General features: G+C 66.0%; 6 protein-coding genes, 1 tRNA gene and 3 rRNA genes. 1 reads left to right on the top strand and 9 read right to left on the bottom strand.

Annotation, left to right across the window (positions count from 1 at the left end; translation table 11 throughout):
- Window positions 1–108: 108 nt before the first annotated feature.
- The 3 genes from DVK44_RS26475 to DVK44_RS26465 all read right to left on the bottom strand — a co-directional run bounded on the left by DVK44_RS26475 (window position 109) and on the right by DVK44_RS26465 (window position 9698).
- A complete protein-coding gene (locus DVK44_RS26475) occupies window positions 109–2994 on the bottom strand; it encodes a DNA translocase FtsK (RefSeq protein WP_114662585.1) in 2886 nt (961 codons plus the stop codon).
- Between the two features lie 193 nt (window positions 2995–3187).
- Window positions 3188–3850 (bottom strand): response regulator, encoded by a 663-nt coding sequence (locus DVK44_RS26470; protein WP_114662582.1) that lies wholly within the window; start codon window positions 3848–3850, stop codon window positions 3188–3190.
- 289 nt (window positions 3851–4139) lie between these two features.
- Window positions 4140–9698, bottom strand: a complete 5559-nt coding sequence (locus DVK44_RS26465; RefSeq protein WP_181957535.1) for a HAMP domain-containing protein — start codon at window positions 9696–9698, stop codon at window positions 4140–4142.
- Between the two features lie 347 nt (window positions 9699–10045).
- Here DVK44_RS26465 and DVK44_RS26460 point away from each other — a divergent pair, with 347 nt between their 5' ends.
- Entirely contained in the window at window positions 10046–12682 is a 2637-nt protein-coding gene (locus tag DVK44_RS26460) for a SpoIIE family protein phosphatase (RefSeq protein ID WP_114662579.1), read from the top strand.
- A 68-nt stretch (window positions 12683–12750) separates the two neighbouring features.
- Here DVK44_RS26460 and DVK44_RS26455 read toward each other — a convergent pair.
- The 6 genes from DVK44_RS26455 to dapA all read right to left on the bottom strand — a co-directional run bounded on the left by DVK44_RS26455 (window position 12751) and on the right by dapA (window position 21511).
- Window positions 12751–12823 (bottom strand) — tRNA-Thr (locus DVK44_RS26455).
- Window positions 12824–13026: 203 nt separating this feature from the next.
- Window positions 13027–13143 (bottom strand): 5S ribosomal RNA (gene rrf, locus DVK44_RS26450).
- Window positions 13144–13240: 97 nt separating this feature from the next.
- Window positions 13241–16382 (bottom strand): 23S ribosomal RNA (locus DVK44_RS26445).
- Between the two features lie 302 nt (window positions 16383–16684).
- Window positions 16685–18210: ribosomal RNA gene (locus DVK44_RS26440) — 16S ribosomal RNA — on the bottom strand.
- The 16S, 23S and 5S rRNA genes sit together here with 1 tRNA gene alongside, the layout of an rRNA operon.
- A 542-nt stretch (window positions 18211–18752) precedes the next feature.
- On the bottom strand, window positions 18753–20438 hold the full coding sequence (locus DVK44_RS26430) for a ribonuclease J (protein ID WP_114662577.1): 1686 nt from the start codon (window positions 20436–20438) through the stop codon (window positions 18753–18755).
- Window positions 20439–20611: 173 nt separating this feature from the next.
- Window positions 20612–21511, bottom strand: a complete 900-nt coding sequence (gene dapA, locus DVK44_RS26425; protein ID WP_114662567.1) for a 4-hydroxy-tetrahydrodipicolinate synthase — start codon at window positions 21509–21511, stop codon at window positions 20612–20614.
- Window positions 21512–21724: the final 213 nt, after the last annotated feature.

The following is a 21724-nucleotide window of genomic DNA, read 5'->3' as shown; positions in this document are numbered from 1 at the left end:
TGACGTCCGGCCAAGGGAAACGGTTGCCCTACGGGTTCCTCCGAATACCCCGGAGATTCCCCCCTCCGGGTCCCGCCCCGGCGCGTCGCGCCAGTCCCGTAGACAGTGCTAGACCGGCGGCTCACCGCGGATGATGGCGAGCACCCCGTCCAGCTCGTCCGCCTTCACCAGGACGTCACGCGCCTTGGAGCCCTCGCTCGGGCCGACGATGTTCCGCGACTCCATCAGGTCCATCAGCCGGCCCGCCTTCGCGAACCCGACCCGCAGCTTCCGCTGGAGCATGGAGGTCGAACCGAACTGGGTGGACACCACCAGTTCGACGGCCTGGCAGAGCAGATCGAGATCGTCGCCGATGTCCTCGTCGATCTCCTTCTTCTTCGCCGTGCCGACCACCACGTCGTCCCGGAAGACGGGCGCCATCTGATCCTTGCAGTGCTGGACGACGGCCGAGATCTCCTCCTCCGTGACGAACGCGCCCTGCATACGGGTCGGCTTGTTCGCCCCCATCGGCAGGAAGAGCCCGTCCCCCTTGCCGATCAGCTTCTCCGCGCCCGGCTGGTCGAGGATGACCCGGCTGTCCGCCAGCGAGGAGGTCGCGAACGCCAGCCGCGAGGGCACGTTCGCCTTGATCAGACCGGTGACGACATCGACCGAGGGGCGCTGGGTGGCGAGCACCAGATGGATACCGGCGGCGCGGGCCAACTGGGTGATCCGGACGATGGAGTCCTCGACGTCACGCGGCGCGACCATCATCAGGTCCGCCAGCTCGTCCACGATGACCAGCAGATACGGATACGCCGACAGCTCGCGCCCGCTGCCCTCCGGCACCTTGACCTTGCCGGCCCGTACCGCCTTGTTGAAGTCGTCGATGTGCCGGAAGCCGTACGCGGCCAGGTCGTCGTAGCGCAGATCCATCTCGCGCACCACCCACTGGAGCGCCTCGGCGGCCCGCTTGGGGTTGGTGATGATCGGGGTGATCAGATGCGGGATGCCCTCGTACGCGGTCAGCTCGACCCGCTTGGGGTCCACGAGGACCATCCGGACGTCGTCCGGGGTCGCCCGGATCATCACCGAGGTGATCAGGCAGTTGATGCACGACGACTTTCCCGAGCCGGTCGCCCCCGCGACGAGCAGATGCGGCATCTTCGCCAGATTGGCCATCTCGTAGCCGCCCTCGACGTCCTTGCCGAGCGCGACCAGCATCGGATGGTCGTCCTCGGCGGCGTCCGCGAGCCGCAGCACATCGCCGAGATTGACCATCTCGCGGTCGGTGTTGGGGATCTCGATGCCGACCGCCGACTTGCCGGGGATCGGGGAGATGATCCGTACGTCGGGGCTGGCGACGGCGTACGCGATGTTCTTGGTGAGGGCGGTGATCCGCTCGACCTTCACGGCCGGCCCCAGCTCCACCTCGTACCGCGTCACCGTCGGTCCCCGGGTGAAGCCGGTGACGGCGGCGTCGACCTTGAACTCCTGGAAGACATTGCTGAGCGAGGCGACCACCGCGTCGTTGGCGGCGCTGCGTGTCTTGCCGGGGCCGCCGCGCTCCAGCAGGTCCAGCGACGGGAGCGAGTAGGTGATGTCCCCGCTGAGCTGGAGCTGTTCGGCCCGCGCCGGCAGCGGCTTGTCCACCGTGGGCGTGGGCTTCGTCAGGTCCGCGACCGGGGCGTACACCCCGGGGCGTACGCCCGCGGGCCGCGCGGGCGCCTCGCGCGCCGTGGGGACGGGCGCGGAGCGCTCCACGGCGCTCTCGTCCGCCTCCTGGAGCCGGTCGGACCGCCGCTCCCCCGTCCCGTGCCCGGGCTTGCGCGTACGGTCCGTGGAGAGGCCCTGGGTGAGGTCCGCGACGATCGGCGAGGGCGGCATCCCGTTGAGCACGGCGCCGTCGAGGGCCGCCGCGGCGGCCGCCGCCACATCCACGGCGTCCATGGACCGCTCCATCGACGGCTGTACGGACGGACGGCGCGGCCGGCGCCGCTTGGCGAGCGCCGCGGCCTCGGCCCGGTCGGCGTCGTACTCCTCCGGGGGCGCGGCCCGGCGCGCTGATGGACGGCGCCCGGCACTGGGCAGCGCCTCGCGCCACTGCTGGTCGTAGCGCTCGTCATCATTGCCGTACCGATCGTCGTACTGATCGGCCGGATCGTCGTACCGGTCATCGTGGAAATGCCCCCGTCCATAGGGGGATTCGACGATGCCCAGCCTGACTCCGAGCTGCCGCAGCCGCCGCGGAATGGCGTTGACGGGGGTCGCCGTGACGACGAGCAGCCCGAACACGGTCACCAGCAGAAGCAGCGGTACGGCAAGCACCTCGCCCGTGGCGAGAATCAGTGGCATGGCGGCGGCCCAGCCAATCAGCCCGCCCGCGTCCTGCATCGCCTCGGCGCCCTCGCCGCGCCCCGGGGAGCCGCACGCGATGTGCACCAGCCCGAGCACTCCGACGACCAGCGCCGAGAGACCGATGACGACCCGGCCGTTGGCGTCGGGCCGCTGCGGGTAGAGGATCAGCCGCACGGCGACGGCGCCCAGCAGTATCGGCACGAGCAGATCGAGCCGGCCGAAGGCTCCGGTGATGAGCATCTCGACCAGATCGCCGACCGGGCCCTGAAGATTCGACCAGGTCCCGGCGGCGACGACGAGCGCGAGGCCGAGCAGCAGCAGAGCCACCCCGTCCTTGCGGTGTGCCGGGTCGAGCCCCTTCGCGCCACGCCCTATGCCGCGGAACATCGCGCCCACACCGTGCGCCGCGCCGAGCCATACGGCGCGTACCACCCGGTACACGCCCCCTGTGGGGGACGGCGCGGGCTTGGGGGCCGGCCGGGCGGCGGCCTTCTTCGCGGGGGGCTTTCTGGCCGGGGCCTTCTTCGCGGGGGCCGGCTTCTTCGCCGCCGTCTTCTTGGCGGGCGCCGCCTTGGCGCCGCCGGTCGTACGGCCGGCCCGCGGCTTCGCGGTGCCCTCCGTGCCCTGGGAACCATTGCCGGACGTACGTGAGGCCATGGTGGTGAGGTTACCGGTGTGAACGGCTGGGGACACGTGTGCCACCGCTTCACCCGTCCGTGTCGCCCGCGACGCGACGGGAAACTGACGCGGCTTCATGCCGGGTGCCCGGCGGGTCTCCACCGGCCCGCCCGGCGCCACCGCGCGAGCACGCCGAAAGCGGGAACGCGGCGGCGGTGGGCGCGGCGGTGGACTACGAGGGAAGCGGGGGTGTCCCGCCACCCGTCCCGGGCTCCAGCGCGTCCAGCGCCCTGCGCAGTCCGGTCAGTTTGCGCTCCAGATGGGCGGCGGTCGCCACGGCCGAGGCATCGGCCGCGTCGTCGTCCAACTGCTTCGACAGCGCTTCCGCCTGCTCCTCAACCGCCGCCAGCCGCGCGGACAGTTCGGCCAGCAGACCGGCCGGCTCCCGCGCCTCGCCCGCCCCCGCCAGCTGAAGTCTGAGCAGCTCGGCCTGCTCCTTCAGCGTGCAGTTCTTCATGTACAGCTCGACGAAGACCGACACCTTGGCGCGCAGCACCCAGGGATCGAACGGCTTGGAGATGTAGTCCACCGCGCCCGCCGCGTACCCCCGGAACGTGTGGTGGGGGCCATGGTTGATGGCCGTGAGAAAAATAATCGGGATGTCGCGGGTGCGCTCCCGCCGCTTGATGTGCGCGGCGGTCTCGAACCCGTCCATCCCCGGCATCTGGACATCCAGCAGAATGACCGCGAAGTCGTCCGTCAGCAGCGCTTTGAGCGCTTCCTCCCCTGACGATGCCCGCACCAGCGTCTGATCGAGCGCGGAGAGAATGGCCTCCAGCGCCAGCAGATTCTCCGGCCGGTCATCCACCAGGAGGATCTTGGCCTTCTGCACCATGGCCACCCGCCCTCCTCGCCCCGGCGTGGGACGCCCCCTGCTCACGTGACCCGGCGATCCGCCGGGCGCCGCCCCAGGGAACGACTCCCTTACGCCGTCCGTCCTTGTGCCGGTCATGGTAGCCGCACCCCGCCTGTCGCCACACCCTGTCACTGTGATGTCACTGTGCTCGAATCGGAAACGCAGCGGAAGCCCAGAAGGTTCCCCGCATCGCACCGGCTCACACGCCCGCGGACCCGTCAGCCGGCTCCCCGGGCCGATTCCCGACCGGACTTGGACACGGCCCCGGTCACTCTCCCCGCATCCACCCCTCCATCACCGACAGCAGATGATCGGGATCGACCGGCTTCGTCACATAGTCGGAGGCGCCGGCGTCGAGGGCCTTCTCCCGGTCGCCCTTCATCGCCTTGGCGGTGAGCGCGATGATGGGCAGCCCGGCGAACTGCGGCATCCTGCGGATCGCCGTCGTCGTCGCGTATCCGTCCATCTCCGGCATCATGATGTCCATCAGAACGACCGTCACATGGTCGTTCTGCTCCAGGACTTCGATGCCCTCACGGCCGTTCTCCGCGTACAGCACCGACAGCCCGTGCTGTTCCAGCACGCTGGTGAGGGCGAAGACGTTACGGATGTCGTCGTCGACGATCAGCACCTTCTCGCCGTTGAAGGAGAACGTACGGCTCTCCCGGTACGTCTCCTGCCGCGGCTCCCCGTAAGCCTCCTGACGCCCCGTCGCGGCCGCCCCCGCCGTCCACGGCTGCTCGCCGCCGGCACCGGCCGCGTACACGCCACCGCCGGAAGCCTCCTCGGCCGTCTGAGAGCCCTGGCCGGGCGCCATCGGGCCCCGCTCCCCCAGCCCGGCTCCCGGGGCCTTGCGGCGGCGCCTGAACAGCGCCGCGGGCCCCGGCAGCTCCGCGGGCGCCGATACCTCGCCGCGCGTCTGCCCGGCCGGCTCCGCCGCGCTCTCGTCCACCGGCCGCACCTGGGCCCGCATCCCCGGAGGGGTCAGCTGCCGGTAACCCTGCGGCGGCAGTTCGCTCGGGTGGAGCGGCAGATACAGCGTGAACGTCGAACCGCGCCCCGGCTCGCTCGCCGCGTGGATCTCACCGCCGAGCAGCCGCGCGATCTCCCGGCTGATGGACAGCCCGAGCCCGGTGCCGCCGTACTTGCGGCTGGTCGTACCGTCCGCCTGCTTGAACGCCTCGAAGATCACCCGCATCTTGCTCGCCGCGATCCCGATCCCCGTGTCCGTCACCGAGAACGCGATCAGATCGCCGTCCGCATCCCGCAGCGACCCCGCCTCCAGCAGCTGCTCCCTGATGGCGTCGGGCACATCGGCGGCGGCCGGCCGGATCACCAGCTCCACCGCGCCGCCGTCGGTGAACTTGACCGCGTTGGACAGCAGATTGCGCAGCACCTGGAGCAGCCGCTGCTCGTCCGTGTGCAGGGTCGCGGGCAGCTCCGGCGACACCCGTACGGAGAAGTCGAGCCCCTTCTCCGCCGTGAGCGGCCGGAACGTGGCCTCCACGTAGTCGACGAGCTGGACCAGCGCGATACGGGTCGGGCTGACATCCATCTTGCCCGCCTCGACCTTCGACAGATCGAGGATGTCGTTGATCAGCTGGAGCAGGTCGGACCCGGCGCCATGGATCGTCTCGGCGAACTCGACCTGCTTCGGGGAGAGGTTCGACTCCGCGTTGTCCGCGAGCAGCTTCGCCAGGATGAGCAGCGAGTTGAGCGGGGTGCGCAGCTCGTGCGACATGTTCGCCAGGAACTCGGACTTGTAGCGCATGGAGACGGCGAGCTGCTCGGCCCGCTCCTCCAGCACCTGCCGGGCCTCCTCGATCTCGGTGTTCTTCACCTCGATGTCGCGGTTCTGCCGCGCCAGCAGTTCGGCCTTCTCCTCCAGCTCCGCGTTGGACTCCTGAAGGGCCTTCTGCCGGTTCTCCAGCTCCGCGGAGCGCTCCCGCAGCTGCTCGGTCAGCTCCTGCGACTGCTTCAGCAGCACCTCGGTCTTCGAGTTGACGCTGATGGTGTTGACGCTCGTCGCGATCATCTCGGCGATCTGGTTGAGGAAGTCCCGCTGGATCTGGGTGAACGGCTGGAACGAGGCCAGCTCGATCACCCCGAGGACCTTCCCCTCGAAGAGCACCGGAAGCACGATCACATGCGCCGGTGACGCCTCCCCGAGCCCGGACGAGATCTTCAGGTACCCCGGCGGCACATTGACCTGGATGGTGCGCTTCTCCTCGGCCGCCGTGCCGATCAGCGTCTCGCCGGGCCGGAAGGAAGTCGGCATCGAGCCCGCCGAGTAGCCGTAACTGCCGCGCATGCACAGCTCGTACGAACCGTCCCGGCCCACGTCCGTACCGACCTGGGGCACCGTGCCGGTCTGCATGGCCAGGAAGAACGCGCCGTGCTGCGCGGAGACCACCGGGGTCAGCTCGCTCATGATGAGCGACGCCACGTCCTCCAGATCGCGCCGGCCCTGCATCAGCCCGGAGATCCGGGCGAGGTTGCCCTTCAGCCAGTCCTGCTCCTCGTTGGCGAGGGTGGTGTCCCGGAGATTGGCGATCATCGTATTGATGTTGTCCTGGAGGACCTGGATCTCGCCCGCCGCGTCGACATCGATCTTGAGGTTCAGATCGCCCCGGGTCACGGCCGTGGCGACGGCCGCGATCGCCCGTACCTGACGGGTCAGGTTCCCGGCCATCTCGTTCACCGACTCGGTGAGATCGCGCCACGTACCGTCGACGTCCCGCACCCGCGCCTGGCCGCCGAGCTGGCCGTCCGTACCCACCTCGCGGGCCACCCTGGTGACCTGGTCGGCGAAGGAGGAGAGCTGGTCGACCATCGTGTTGATCGTGTTCTTCAGCTCCAGGATCTCGCCCCGGGCGTCGATGTCGATCTTCTTGGTGAGATCACCCTTGGCGATGGCCGTGGTGACCGTGGCGATCTGGCGCACCTGACCGGTCAGGTTCGACGCCATCGAGTTCACCGACTCGGTGAGGTCCTTCCACGTACCGGAGACACCGGGCACCCTGGCCTGGCCGCCCAGTTCGCCTTCCGTACCCACCTCGCGCGCGACCCGGGTGACCTCGTCGGCGAAGGACGACAGCGTGGTCACCATCGTGTTGACGGTGTCGGCCAGCTCCGCGATCTCGCCGCGCGCCTCCACCGTCACCTTCTTGGTCAGGTCCCCGTGGGCGACGGCGGACGAGACACGGGAGATGTTGCGCACCTGGCTCGTCAGATTGTTGGCCATGGTGTTGACGTTGTCGCTGAGGTCCTTCCAGATCCCGGTCACGCCCCGGACCCTCGCCTGGCCGCCGAGGATGCCCTCCGTACCCACCTCACGGGCGACCCGGGTCACCTCGTCGGCGAAGTTGGACAGCTGATCGACCATCGTGTTGACGGTCGTCACCAGATCGAGGAACTCGCCCCGCGCGTCGACGGTGATCTTCTTGGACAGGTCCCCCATGGCAACCGCCGTGGTCACCTCGGCGATATTGCGGACCTGGGAAGTCAGGTTGTTCGCCATGAAGTTGACGGACTGTGTGAGGTCCTTCCAGGTGCCCGAGACACCCTGCACCTCGGCCTGGCCGCCGAGAATGCCCTCGGTGCCCACCTCGCGGGCCACCCGCGTCACCTGCTCGGCGAAGTCGGACAGCTGGTCCACCATCGTGTTGAGGGTGCTCTTCAGCTCCAGCAGCTCACCGCGCGCGTCCACATCGATCTTCTGCGACAGATCGCCCCGGGCCACCGCCGTGGCGACCCCCGCGATACTGCGGACCTGGGCGGTGAGGTTCCCCGCCATGCCGTTCACCGAGTCGGTCAGATCCCGCCAGACGCCGGCCACCCCGGGCACCTGAGCCTGACCGCCGAGGCGCCCGTCCGTACCGACCTCGCGCGCGACCCTGGTCACCTGCTCGGCGAAGGCCGAGAGCTGGTCGACCATGGTGTTGATCGTGTTCTTCAGCTCAAGGATCTCGCCGCGCGCGTCCACGTCGATCTTCTGCGACAGGTCACCCCGCGCCACCGCCGTGGTCACCTGCGCGATCTGACGCACCTGCGAGGTCAGATTGCCCGCCATGAAGTTGACGGAGTCGGTCAGCTCCTTCCACGTACCGCTGACGCCGTCCACCCGCGCCTGGCCGCCGAGCCGTCCCTCCGTACCCACGTCCCGCGCCATGACCGTCACCTGGTCGGCGAACGAGGACAGCTGCGACACCATCGTGTTGACGGTGTTCTTCAACTCCAGCATCTCGCCCGCGACATCCACGGTGACCTTCTGCGACAGATCGCCATTGGCGACCGCCGTCGTCACCTGCGCGATGTCCCGCACCTGACCCGTCAGATTCCGGAACGCCGTATTGACCGAGTCCGTCAGGTCCTTCCACGTCCCGGCCGCCCCCGGCACCTCCGCCTGACCGCCGAGCCGGCCCTCGACACCGACCTCCCGGGCCACCCGGGTGACCTCGGAACCGAACGACTGAAGCTGATCCACCATCGTGTTGACGGTGTTCTTCAACTCCAGCATCTCGCCCGCGACATCGACCGTGACCTTCTGCGACAGATCGCCGTTCGCGACCGCCGTCGTCACCTGCGCGATGTCCCGCACCTGACCCGTCAGATTCCGGAACGCCGTATTGACCGAGTCCGTCAGGTCCTTCCACGTCCCCGCGGCCCCCGGCACCTGTGCCTGACCGCCGAGCAGCCCCTCCGCGCCCACCTCGCTCGCGACCCGGGTGACCTCGTCCGCGAACGTACGGAGCGTCTCGGTCATCTGGTTGATCGTCTCGGCGAGCTGCGCCATCTCGCCACGCGCGCTGACCGTGACCTTCTGCGAGAGATCGCCACTGGCGACCGCCGTCGTCACCTCCGCGATACCGCGCACCTGACTGGTCAGGTTCCCGGCCATCGTGTTCACCGAATCGGTGAGGTCCTTCCACACCCCGGCGACGCCCGGCACGGTCGCCTGACCGCCCAGCTCGCCCTCGGTGCCCACTTCCCTGGCCACGCGCGTGACCTCGGAGGAGAAGGACGACAGCTGATCGACCATGGTGTTGACGGTGTTCTTCAGCTGAAGCATCTCGCCGGCCACATGGACCGTGACCTTGCGCGACAGATCGCCCTTGGCGACCGCCGTCGTGACGAGAGCGATATCACGCACCTGAGCGGTGAGCCGGTACGCCATCGTGTTGACCGAGTCCGTGAGGTCCTTCCACGATCCGGACATACCGCGCACCTTGGCCTGGCCTCCGAGCTTGCCCTCGGTACCGACCTCCAGCGCCACCCGGGTCACCTCGTCGGTGAACGCGGACAGCTGGTCGACCAGGTTGTTGACCGTACGGGCCACCTTCAGGAACTCGCCGCGCAACGGCCGTTCCGGCCCGTCCGACGACTGCGACCGCAGCTCCATACGCTGTTCCAGATCGCCCTCGGCGACGGCCGCGAGCACCCGGCCCACCTCGGAGACCGGCCGCGCCAGATCGTCCACCAGCGCGTTCGACGCGTCGATGGCGGCGGCCCACGAGCCCTCGCAGGTGCCGGTCTCCAGCCGCTCGGTCAGCTTCCCCTCGCGCCCGACCACCCGGCGTACCCGGGCAAGCTCCCCGGTCAGATGCAGATTGCGGTCCGCGACCTCGTTGAAGACAGCGGCGATCTCCGCCATCACATCGTCGCCGGAGACGGTCAGGCGCTTCCGGAAGTTTCCGTCCCGCATCGACACCAGAGCCGTCAGCAGTCTGTTCAGCTCCGCCGGGTCCACCTCGACGGTCCCGTTGCTCCGGGACCGTCCGCCTTTCGCGCGCGTACTCGTGCCACGCGCCGCCGTGCCAGACTCCACCGTGTCCCTCCCGCAGGGGTTGCCGTACTGCCCGAGCCTTCTCCGCAAGCCTGCCCAGTGTTTCACTGCGGCTCACTGCCACCACCAACAGTTGGGGCGTGACCACGCGAGCGTCAAATCGTTGAAGCCTACAAGGGCACAGCGTGCCCCTACGTCCGGCCGCCGGGCCGACAGGACGGCCCGCCCCTCCTCACCCACTCCGCACAGCCCGCGCACGCCCGCGGACGGTATCAAGCCGAACCGAGTCGGGACTCCGTAGCACGTGTTCCAGGCCGACCGTCTAGCCTGGCAAGCGAATCGAAGCCGCGAGAAACGGGCACAGAACTCGGGGGAGCGACGAAAGACCAATGGGGAGTGCTGTGATCACCGCGCGTGCGGCCGCCACGTTCGAACCGGTAGGGCGGTCCGTGGCGACGGCCCGCGCCTTTGTCCGCGACACGCTCCAGGGGTGGGGATACTCCGATGTCGTCGACGACGCCACCGTCCTCACCAGCGAACTCGTCACCAACGCGGTGATCCACGCCGGCACCGCGGCCGACGTGCTCTGTCTCCGTATGCGGGACGGCGTCCGCATCGAGGTCGCGGACCACTATCCGGAGCGCGAGGTCCCGATCCAGGCGACGGCCCACGCCTTCGCCTCCCCGGACCAGGAGAACGGCCGGGGCCTGCTGCTGTGCGCGGCCCTCGCCTCCCGCTGGGGCGTCGAGTACACCCCGACGGTCAAACAGGTGTGGTTCCAGCTCGAACTTCCCCAGCGCCAGGTGGGCACCCGCTCCTCCGGCCCCGTCCTCCCGACCGATCTGCTGCCCGTCGCCGACGAACGCGTCCGCGTCGCCGTCGTCCAGATCGACGGCGACGGCACCATCGCCAACTGGAACGAGGACGCGGAGAGTGTCTTCGGTCACTCCGCGAAGAACGTCGTCGGCAAGCCCCTCGCCGACATCGCCGCCTGGCCGCACACCCCCGGCATCGGCACGGGCTTCGACGAGGCGCTCCGGCTCTCCCGCTGGGAGGGCAGTTACGGCATCCACGGCGCCGACGGCCGGGTCATCCCCGTGTACGCCACACACCTGCGGGTACGCGACACCCACGGCGAGCCCTCCACGGTCTGTCTGCTCGTCCGCGACTACGAACGCGCGGTCATCCAGACCCCGCTGCGCGCCCCCGCCACGGAGGCGAGCGGCGAGAACCGGGCGGCGGACCCCTTCGAGGTCTTCATCGGCTCCCCCGCCCCCGACGATCTCGACGGCCTCCTCCAGCGCACCGTGGAGCGCGCCCGCGACATGCTCGACGGCGACTCGGCCTTCCTGCTGCTCGCCACGGACGACGAGACGGAGCTGGAGGTACGCGCCTCCACCGGCCTGCCCTCCGCCCGCCAGCGCTTCGCACGGGTCCCCGTGGAGGCCGGTACGGGACGCTACGGCTCGGCGCGGATGCCCGCCGTCCACGAGGATCTCTCCGCCGTCCCCGGCGCCGTCCCCCTGCTCAACGGCACCGGCATGCGCTCCGTCGTCACCGTCCCCCTCAAGGTCGAGGGCCGGCTCACCGGCTCGCTGGGCGTGGCCGCGGAGAACGCGGGACGCTACTCGAACGAGGAGGCGCTCCGCCTCCAGTTCGCCGCCGACCGGATCGCCCTGGCCGTCGAATCGGCCCGCCTGGGCGAGCTGGAGCGTCTCCGGCGCGGTTCGCTCTCCTTCCTCGTCGAGGCGTCCGATCTGCTCGCCGGCACCCTGGACCGCGACCAGACCCTCGCGCTGATGGCCCAGATGACCGTGCCCACCCTGGCCACCTGGTGCGCCGTCTACACGATCGCCGACCAGTCGTCGGACCCGTACCTCTCCTATGTCCTGCACGAGGACGAGGACCGCATCGACGGCCTCAAGGCCCTTCTCTCCAAGATCAGCCCGCCCGACCCGGTCCCCGCCCCCGGCGCCCGCGTCTGGACGGCCCCGGCCGACGCCGCCCACCAGGCCGCGCTGCGCACCTCCATGCGCGACCTCAGCAGAAACTCCTTCGACGGAACGTCGAGCGTCGGCACGACGCTGGCGACGGCCGCGGCGGTCGGTGGCGAGACAGTCGTCCTGCCCCTTGTGGCACGCAACCGCGTCATCGGCATGCTGACCCTCGGCAAACCCTCGGACGACCACTTCCGCCAGGAGATCCTGGAGCTGGCGGAAGACCTCTCCCGCCGCGCGGCCCTCGCCCTCGACAACGCCCGTCTGTACTCGGAGCGTACGGCCATCAGCCAGGCCCTCCAGCGCAGCCTGCTGCCGCCGGGCCTCCCTCAGGTACCCGGTGTCGAGGTCGATGTCATCTACCGCGCGGCCGGTGAGGGCAATGAGGTCGGCGGCGACTTCTATGACCTCTTCCCCATCAGGGATGGCGCCTACGGCTTCGCCATCGGCGATGTCTGCGGCACGGGCCCGGAGGCCGCGGCCGTCACGGGCCTGGCCCGCCACGCACTGCGTCTGCTGGCCCGCGAGGGCCTCAGCGGCCCCGCCGTCCTCGAACGGCTGAACGCGGCGATCATCGACGAGGGCTCCCGAAGCCGCTTCCTCAGCCGCTTTCTCACGCTGCTCTATGGCGAGTTGTGGCCGCAGGAAGACGGCAGCGCGATCCTCAAGATGGTCTGCGCCGGCCATCCGCTCCCCCTGCGCCTGCGCCAGGACGGCACCGTGGAACCAGCGGCGGAACCGCAGCCGCTGCTGGGCGTCATGGAGGATCTGGAGCTGTACGAGCAGACGATCACCCTGGACCCGGGCGATGTCCTCCTGTGCGTCACGGACGGCGTCACAGAGCGCCGCGAGGGCGCCCGCATGCTGGGCGACGACGGCCTGGCCGAGGTCCTCGCGTCCTGTACGGGCCTGACGGCCGGCGCGATCGCCTCACGAGTCCTGCGCGCCGTGGAACGCTTCGCGGCGGAGCCCGCCTCCGACGACATGGCCATCCTCGCCATGCGCGTCCCGGAGCCGCTGCCTCTCTGAGGCCGGCGAGACCGGCTGGACATACGAGAAAGGCCCCCGCCGATGGGCGGGGGCCTTTCTCGTACTTGAGCCCCAATACGGAATCGAACCGTAGACCTTCTCCTTACCATGGAGACGCTCTACCGACTGAGCTATTGGGGCGCAGCAACTGGTAGAAGCATACCCGATGATCAGGCGTGCTCGAAACCGGCGCCGATTCCGACTCTCAGCCGGTCTCCAGCCGATCCGAACCGAACCGGACCGTACCGTGCCGGCCGCAAACGAGTTATCGTCCCACCAAACCGGCCCTGAACGCAGAAATGCCCTGTACCAGATACCTGGCACAGGGCATTCCCACAATAATTGTTCGGCGGCGTCCTACTCTCCCACAGGGTCCCCCCTGCAGTACCATCGGCGCTGTGAGGCTTAGCTTCCGGGTTCGGAATGTAACCGGGCGTTTCCCTCACGCAATGACCACCGAAACACTATGAAGTTAACCAAACTACCGGATACGCATCTAATTAAAGACGGTCACGGCTGTTCGTTACTTCAGAACTAACACAGTGGACGCGAGCAACTGAGGACAAGCCCTCGGCCTATTAGTACCAGTCAGCTCCAACCGTTACCGGTCTTCCACATCTGGCCTATCAACCCAGTCATCTACTGGGAGCCTTAACCCCTCATGGGGGTGGGAGTCCTCATCTCGAAGCAGGCTTCCCGCTTAGATGCTTTCAGCGGTTATCCTTTCCGAACGTAGCCAACCAGCCATGCCCTTGGCAGAACAACTGGCACACCAGAGGTTCGTCCGTCCCGGTCCTCTCGTACTAGGGACAGCCCTTCTCAAGACTCCTGCGCGCGCAGCGGATAGGGACCGAACTGTCTCACGACGTTCTAAACCCAGCTCGCGTACCGCTTTAATGGGCGAACAGCCCAACCCTTGGGACCGACTCCAGCCCCAGGATGCGACGAGCCGACATCGAGGTGCCAAACCATCCCGTCGATATGGACTCTTGGGGAAGATCAGCCTGTTATCCCCGGGGTACCTTTTATCCGTTGAGCGACGGCGCTTCCACAAGCCACCGCCGGATCACTAGTCCCGACTTTCGTCCCTGCTCGACCCGTCGGTCTCACAGTCAAGCTCCCTTGTGCACTTACACTCAACACCTGATTACCAACCAGGCTGAGGGAACCTTTGGGCGCCTCCGTTACTCTTTAGGAGGCAACCGCCCCAGTTAAACTACCCATCAGACACTGTCCCTGATCCGGATCACGGACCCAGGTTAGACATCCAGCACGACCAGAGTGGTATTTCAACGACGACTCCACCTGAACTGGCGTCCAAGCTTCAAAGTCTCCCACCTATCCTACACAAGCCGAACCGAACACCAATATCAAACTATAGTAAAGGTCCCGGGGTCTTTCCGTCCTGCTGCGCGAAACGAGCATCTTTACTCGTAGTGCAATTTCACCGGGCCTATGGTTGAGACAGTCGAGAAGTCGTTACGCCATTCGTGCAGGTCGGAACTTACCCGACAAGGAATTTCGCTACCTTAGGATGGTTATAGTTACCACCGCCGTTTACTGGCGCTTAAGTTCTCAGCTTCGCCAACCCGAAAGTCAGCTAACCGGTCCCCTTAACGTTCCAGCACCGGGCAGGCGTCAGTCCGTATACATCGCCTTACGGCTTCGCACGGACCTGTGTTTTTAGTAAACAGTCGCTTCTCGCTGGTCTCTGCGGCCACCCCAAGCTCAGAGTGCAAGACTCATCACCCAGAATGGCCCCCCTTCTCCCGAAGTTACGGGGGCATTTTGCCGAGTTCCTTAACCATAGTTCACCCGAACGCCTCGGTATTCTCTACCTGACCACCTGAGTCGGTTTAGGGTACGGGCCGCCATGAAACTCGCTAGAGGCTTTTCTCGACAGCATAGGATCATCCACTTCACCACAATCGGCTCGGCATCAGGTCTCAGGCTCAATGTCATCCGGATTTACCTGGACAACGCCCTACACCCTTACCCCGGGACAACCACCGCCCGGGCTGGACTACCTTCCTGCGTCACCCCATCGCTTACCTACTACCACCTTGGTTCAGCGGCTCCACCACTCCCCTTCACCCGAAGGATCCAGGACGGCTTCACGGCCTTAGCATCAATGGATTCGATACTGGGCGTTTCAAAGCGGGTACCGGAATATCAACCGGTTGTCCATCGACTACGCCTGTCGGCCTCGCCTTAGGTCCCGACTTACCCTGGGCAGATCAGCTTGACCCAGGAACCCTTAGTCAATCGGCGCACACGTTTCCCACGTGTGTATCGCTACTCATGCCTGCATTCTCACTCGTGAACCGTCCACAACTAGCTTCCGCTGCTGCTTCACCCGGCACACGACGCTCCCCTACCCATCACAGTCCCCGTTGGGGGTATGTACTGCAATGACACGACTTCGGCGGTACGCTTGAGCCCCGCTACATTGTCGGCGCGGAATCACTTGACCAGTGAGCTATTACGCACTCTTTCAAGGATGGCTGCTTCTAAGCCAACCTCCTGGTTGTCTCTGCGACTCCACATCCTTTCCCACTTAGCGTACGCTTAGGGGCCTTAGTCGATGCTCTGGGCTGTTTCCCTCTCGACCATGGAGCTTATCCCCCACAGTCTCACTGCCGCGCTCTCACTTACCGGCATTCGGAGTTTGGCTAAGGTCAGTAACCCGGTAGGGCCCATCGCCTATCCAGTGCTCTACCTCCGGCAAGAAACACACGACGCTGCACCTAAATGCATTTCGGGGAGAACCAGCTATCACGGAGTTTGATTGGCCTTTCACCCCTAACCACAGGTCATCCCCCAGGTTTTCAACCCTGGTGGGTTCGGTCCTCCACGAAGTCTTACCTCCGCTTCAACCTGCCCATGGCTAGATCACTCCGCTTCGGGTCTTGAGCGCGCTACTCAGTATCTAATTAAAGACACAACGCCCTATTCGGACTCGCTTTCGCTACGGCTTCCCCACACGGGTTAACCTCGCAACACACCGCAAACTCGCAGGCTCATTCTTCAAAAGGCACGCAGTCACGACTGACAGCACAAGTGCTGCCAGCGACGCTCCCACGGCTTGTAGGCACACGGTTTCAGGTACTATTTCACTCCGCTCCCGCGGTACTTTTCACCATTCCCTCACGGTACTATCCGCTATCGGTCACCAGGGAATATTTAGGCTTAGCGGGTGGTCCCGCCAGATTCACACGGGATTTCTCGGGCCCCGTGCTACTTGGGTGGTTCTCAAACGAGCCGTACAGATTTCAGCTACGGGGGTCTTACCCTCTACGCCGGACCTTTCGCATGTCCTTCGCCTATCCATACGGTTTCTGACTCGCCGACCGGCCGGCAGACCGATCAAAAGAACTCCCACAACCCCGCATGCGCAACCCCTGCCGGGTATCACACGCATACGGTTTGGCCTCATCCGGTTTCGCTCGCCACTACTCCCGGAATCACGGTTGTTTTCTCTTCCTGAGGGTACTGAGATGTTTCACTTCCCCTCGTTCCCTCCACACTGCCTATGTGTTCAGCAGCGGGTGACAGCCCATGACGACTGCCGGGTTTCCCCATTCGGACACCCCCGGATCAAAGCTCGGTTGACAGCTCCCCGGGGCCTATCGCGGCCTCCCACGTCCTTCATCGGTTCCTGGTACCAAGGCATCCACCGTGCGCCCTTAAAAACTTGGCCACAGATGCTCGCGTCCACTGTGCAGTTCTCAAACAACGACCAGCCACCCACCACCCCACCCTCTACAGGGCGAGTTCACTGGGGCCGGCAACCCGAAGGGCGAGCAACGCTCGCACCCTCAGACACCCAACAGCGCGCCCGGCACACCCGATCCCCCACTGCGTTCCACGCCGAAGCAGTACTTGCAGAAGAAACCTGATGTGCCGAATAGTCAACGTTCCACCCATGAGCAACCAGCACCGGACATTCGCCGATGTACTGGCCTCTGACCAGAGCAAGCCCTGGTAAGAAATGCTCCTTAGAAAGGAGGTGATCCAGCCGCACCTTCCGGTACGGCTACCTTGTTACGACTTCGTCCCAATCGCCAGTCCCACCTTCGACAGCTCCCTCCCACAAGGGGTTGGGCCACCGGCTTCGGGTGTTACCGACTTTCGTGACGTGACGGGCGGTGTGTACAAGGCCCGGGAACGTATTCACCGCAGCAATGCTGATCTGCGATTACTAGCAACTCCGACTTCATGGGGTCGAGTTGCAGACCCCAATCCGAACTGAGACCGGCTTTTTGAGATTCGCTCCGCCTCGCGGCATCGCAGCTCATTGTACCGGCCATTGTAGCACGTGTGCAGCCCAAGACATAAGGGGCATGATGACTTGACGTCGTCCCCACCTTCCTCCGAGTTGACCCCGGCAGTCTCCTGTGAGTCCCCATCACCCCGAAAGGCATGCTGGCAACACAGAACAAGGGTTGCGCTCGTTGCGGGACTTAACCCAACATCTCACGACACGAGCTGACGACAGCCATGCACCACCTGTACACCGACCACAAGGGGGCGACCATCTCTGGCCGTTTCCGGTGTATGTCAAGCCTTGGTAAGGTTCTTCGCGTTGCGTCGAATTAAGCCACATGCTCCGCTGCTTGTGCGGGCCCCCGTCAATTCCTTTGAGTTTTAGCCTTGCGGCCGTACTCCCCAGGCGGGGAACTTAATGCGTTAGCTGCGGCACCGACGACGTGGAATGTCGCCAACACCTAGTTCCCAACGTTTACGGCGTGGACTACCAGGGTATCTAATCCTGTTCGCTCCCCACGCTTTCGCTCCTCAGCGTCAGTAATGGCCCAGAGATCCGCCTTCGCCACCGGTGTTCCTCCTGATATCTGCGCATTTCACCGCTACACCAGGAATTCCGATCTCCCCTACCACACTCTAGCCTGCCCGTATCGAATGCAGACCCGGGGTTAAGCCCCGGGCTTTCACATCCGACGCGACAAGCCGCCTACGAGCTCTTTACGCCCAATAATTCCGGACAACGCTCGCACCCTACGTATTACCGCGGCTGCTGGCACGTAGTTAGCCGGTGCTTCTTCTGCAGGTACCGTCACTTGCGCTTCTTCCCTGCTGAAAGAGGTTTACAACCCGAAGGCCGTCATCCCTCACGCGGCGTCGCTGCATCAGGCTTTCGCCCATTGTGCAATATTCCCCACTGCTGCCTCCCGTAGGAGTCTGGGCCGTGTCTCAGTCCCAGTGTGGCCGGTCGCCCTCTCAGGCCGGCTACCCGTCGTCGCCTTGGTAGGCCATCACCCCACCAACAAGCTGATAGGCCGCGGGCTCATCCTTCACCGCCGGAGCTTTCAACCTTCCCCCATGCGGAGAAAAGTATTATCCGGTATTAGACCCCGTTTCCAGGGCTTGTCCCAGAGTGAAGGGCAGATTGCCCACGTGTTACTCACCCGTTCGCCACTAATCCACCCCGAAAGGCTTCATCGTTCGACTTGCATGTGTTAAGCACGCCGCCAGCGTTCGTCCTGAGCCAGGATCAAACTCTCCGTGAATGTTTACCCGACTGTGCTCGATTAAAAGCGCGGGTTCCACCACGAGAGCGGAACCACCGGCCGGAATAAGACCAGTGGTTCACAGCGTCCTCGCTGTGTTTTTCTTCAAAGGAACCTCAACCCACCGAGTATTCGGTAGGTCGGGGTATCAACATATCTGGCGTTGACTTTTGGCACGCTGTTGAGTTCTCAAGGAACGGACGCTTCCTTCGTACTCACCCTCATCGGGCTTTCCTCCGGGCGCTTTCCCTTCGGTGTTTCTTGTTTTGTTTCCGTCTTGCGTTTCCGACTCTATCAGACTCTTTCGTGTCCGATTCCCCGTCGGAGCGGGGCTTGCTTTCCAGTTCTTCGCTTTCGCGTTTTCCCTTTCCGGCGGTTCCGACTTTATCAGAGTTATCCGAGTCGGTTTCCCCCACCTCTTCGGGCGGCTCCGGGCATGCGTTCGGCCCGGGGTTCCCGTCGATGTGGAGCCGTAAACGTACTGGAGCGGGGGGCCTCGAAGCAAATCGAGGCCCCCCGCTCCTGATGCCGCGCCGGAACCGTCAGACCTCGACGACCACGGGGAGGATCATCGGGCGCCGGCGGTAGGTGTCGGAGACCCACTTGCCGACGGTCCTGCGCACGAGCTGCTGGAGCTGGTGCGGTTCCGCGACGCCGTCCGAGGCCGCCTTGCCGATGGCCTCCTCGACCTTCGGCAGCACGGCGGAGAACGCCGAGTCCTCGATGCCCGAGCCGCGCGCCTGGAAGTGCGGGCCGCCGACGACCTTGCCGGTGGTGGAGTCGACCACCACGAAGACGGAGATGATGCCCTCGTCGCCGAGGATGCGGCGGTCCTTGAGGTGCGTCTCGGTGACGTCGCCGACCGAGAGGCCGTCCACGTACACATAGCCGGCCTGGACCTTGCCCACGATTCTGGCCTTGCCGTCGACGAGGTCGACCACCACGCCGTCCTCCGCGATGACGATGCGGTCCTTGGGGACCCCCGTCAGCGCGCCCAGTTCGGCGTTGGCGCGCAGATGGCGCCACTCGCCGTGGACGGGCATCAGGTTCTTCGGCTTGCAGATGTTGTAGAAGTACAGCAGCTCGCCGGCCGAGGCGTGGCCCGAGACATGGACCTTGGCGTTGCCCTTGTGGACGACGTTCGCGCCCCACCGGGTCAGGCCGTTGATCACTCGGTAGACCGAGTTCTCGTTGCCCGGGATGAGGGACGACGCGAGGATCACCGTGTCGCCCTGGACGATCCGGATCTGGTGATCGCGGTTGGCCATACGGGAGAGCGCGGCCATCGGTTCGCCCTGCGAGCCGGTGCAGACGAGGACGACCTCGTGGTCCGGGAGGTCGTCGAGGGTCTTGACGTCGACGACGAGACCGGCCGGCACCCGGAGATAGCCCAGGTCACGGGCGATGCCCATGTTGCGGACCATCGAGCGGCCGACGAAGGCGACCCTTCTGCCGTACTCGTGTGCGGCGTCCAGGATCTGCTGGATGCGGTGGACGTGGCTGGCGAAGCTGGCCACGATGATCCGCTTCTGCGCGCTCCCGAACACCTGGCGCAGGACATTCGAGATGTCCTTCTCCGGCGGAACGAAGCCCGGGACCTCCGCGTTGGTGGAGTCCGACAGCAGCAGGTCGATGCCCTCCTCGCCGAGCTTGGCGAAGGTGGGCAGGTCGGTGAGCCTGCGGTCCAGCGGCAGCTGGTCCATCTTGAAGTCGCCCGTGTGGACCACCATGCCCGCGGGGGTGCGGATGGCGACGGCCAGCGCGTCCGGGATGGAGTGGTTGACCGCGACGAACTCGCAGTCGAACGGGCCGATGCGCTCGCGGTGTCCCTCGGTGACCTCAAGGGTGTACGGGCGGATGCGGTGCTCCTGGAGCTTCGCCTCGATCAGCGCGAGGGTCAGCTTGGAGCCGATCAGCGGGATGTCCGGCTTCAGCCGGAGCAGATAGGGGACGCCACCGATGTGGTCCTCGTGGCCGTGGGTGAGCACGACCCCGTCGATGTCGTCCAGCCGGTCCCGGATGGTGGTGAAGTCCGGCAGGATCAGATCGATACCGGGCTGCTCCTCCTCGGGGAAGAGGACGCCGCAGTCGACGATGAGCAGACGGCCGTTGTACTCGAAGACCGTCATGTTCCGGCCGATTTCGCCCAGGCCGCCCAGCGGCGTGACACGCAGGCCGTTCTTGGGCAGCTTCGGCGGGGCGCCGAGTTCAGGATGCGGATGACTCAAAAGACTCTCCTCACCACACACGCCACGTACCGCTGAGGCACGTGGCGCGCATGACATTCGTACACTTGCTGTTGTCTGTGTGGGCTGTGCGCGCGGTCCGGTTCCCCGGTGGCCGCTTCACTTTTCTGCTCGATGTACTGCTGTCTTCGCGTATTCAGTTGTGAAGTCGTTGATCAGAGCTGTACCCCGCCGGCCGCCAGATCGATCTTGAGCTGGGCGGTTTCCCGGTCCGACAGCTCGACGAGCGGCAGCCGCAGGGGGCCGGCCGGCAGATTCCGCAGGGTGAGGGCCGCCTTGGTGGTGATGACGCCCTGCGTGCGGAACATGCCGGTGAAGACCGGCAGCAGCTTCTGGTGGATCTCGGTGGCCTTCTGCACATCACCGGTGAGGTGCGCGTCCAGCAGCTCGCGCAGCTCCGGGGTGACCACATGGCCGACGACGGAGACGAACCCGACCGCGCCGACCGAGAGCAGCGGGAGGTTCAGCATGTCGTCGCCCGAGTACCAGGCGAGGCCGGACCGGGCGATGGCCCAGCTGGCACGGCCGAGGTCGCCCTTGGCGTCCTTGTTGGCCACGATACGCGGGTGCTCGGACAGCCGGACGATCGTCTCGGTGTCGATGGGGACACCGCTGCGCCCGGGGATGTCGTAGAGCATGACCGGCAGCCCGGTGGCGTCGGCGATGGCCGAGAAGTGCCGGAAGAGGCCCTCCTGCGGCGGCTTGTTGTAGTACGGGGTCACCGCGAGCAGGCCGTGCGCTCCGGCGCTCTCGGCGGCGCGGGCCAGCTCCAGGCTGTGCCGGGTGTCGTTCGTGCCGACGCCGGCGACGATGTGGGCCCGGTCCCCGACGGCCTCCAGGACCGCCCGTACGAGCTGGTCCTTCTCCGCGTCACTGGTGGTCGGTGACTCACCGGTGGTGCCGTTCAGGACGAGGCCGTCATTGCCTGCGTCCACCAGATGGACGGCGAGACGCTGGGCACCGTCGAGGTCGAGTGCGCCGTCCGCCGTGAAGGGCGTGACCATCGCGGTGAGGACCCGCCCGAAGGGGGTCTGCGGAGTGGAGATCGGAGCCATGGGTAACACGCTACTCGCTGCTCAGCTCGCCGTGTCCCCTTGGGGGACGGGACAAGAGGAGCCCGGCACTGCCTGCTCGGGGGTTCAAGCAGTGCCGGGTCCGTTTGATCAGCCTAGATGAACTTCTTGAAACGCCGCAATACGGACACTTCACTCGCTCGACCGTACATCTGTGCCCCGGAACGGTCAGAAATGGCGCCGGAACAGCTCCAA

The sequence above is a fragment of the Streptomyces paludis genome (assembly GCF_003344965.1).
GTDB classification, from domain to species: domain Bacteria; phylum Actinomycetota; class Actinomycetes; order Streptomycetales; family Streptomycetaceae; genus Streptomyces; species Streptomyces paludis.
This window is presented reverse-complemented; position numbering and strand designations above follow the sequence as displayed.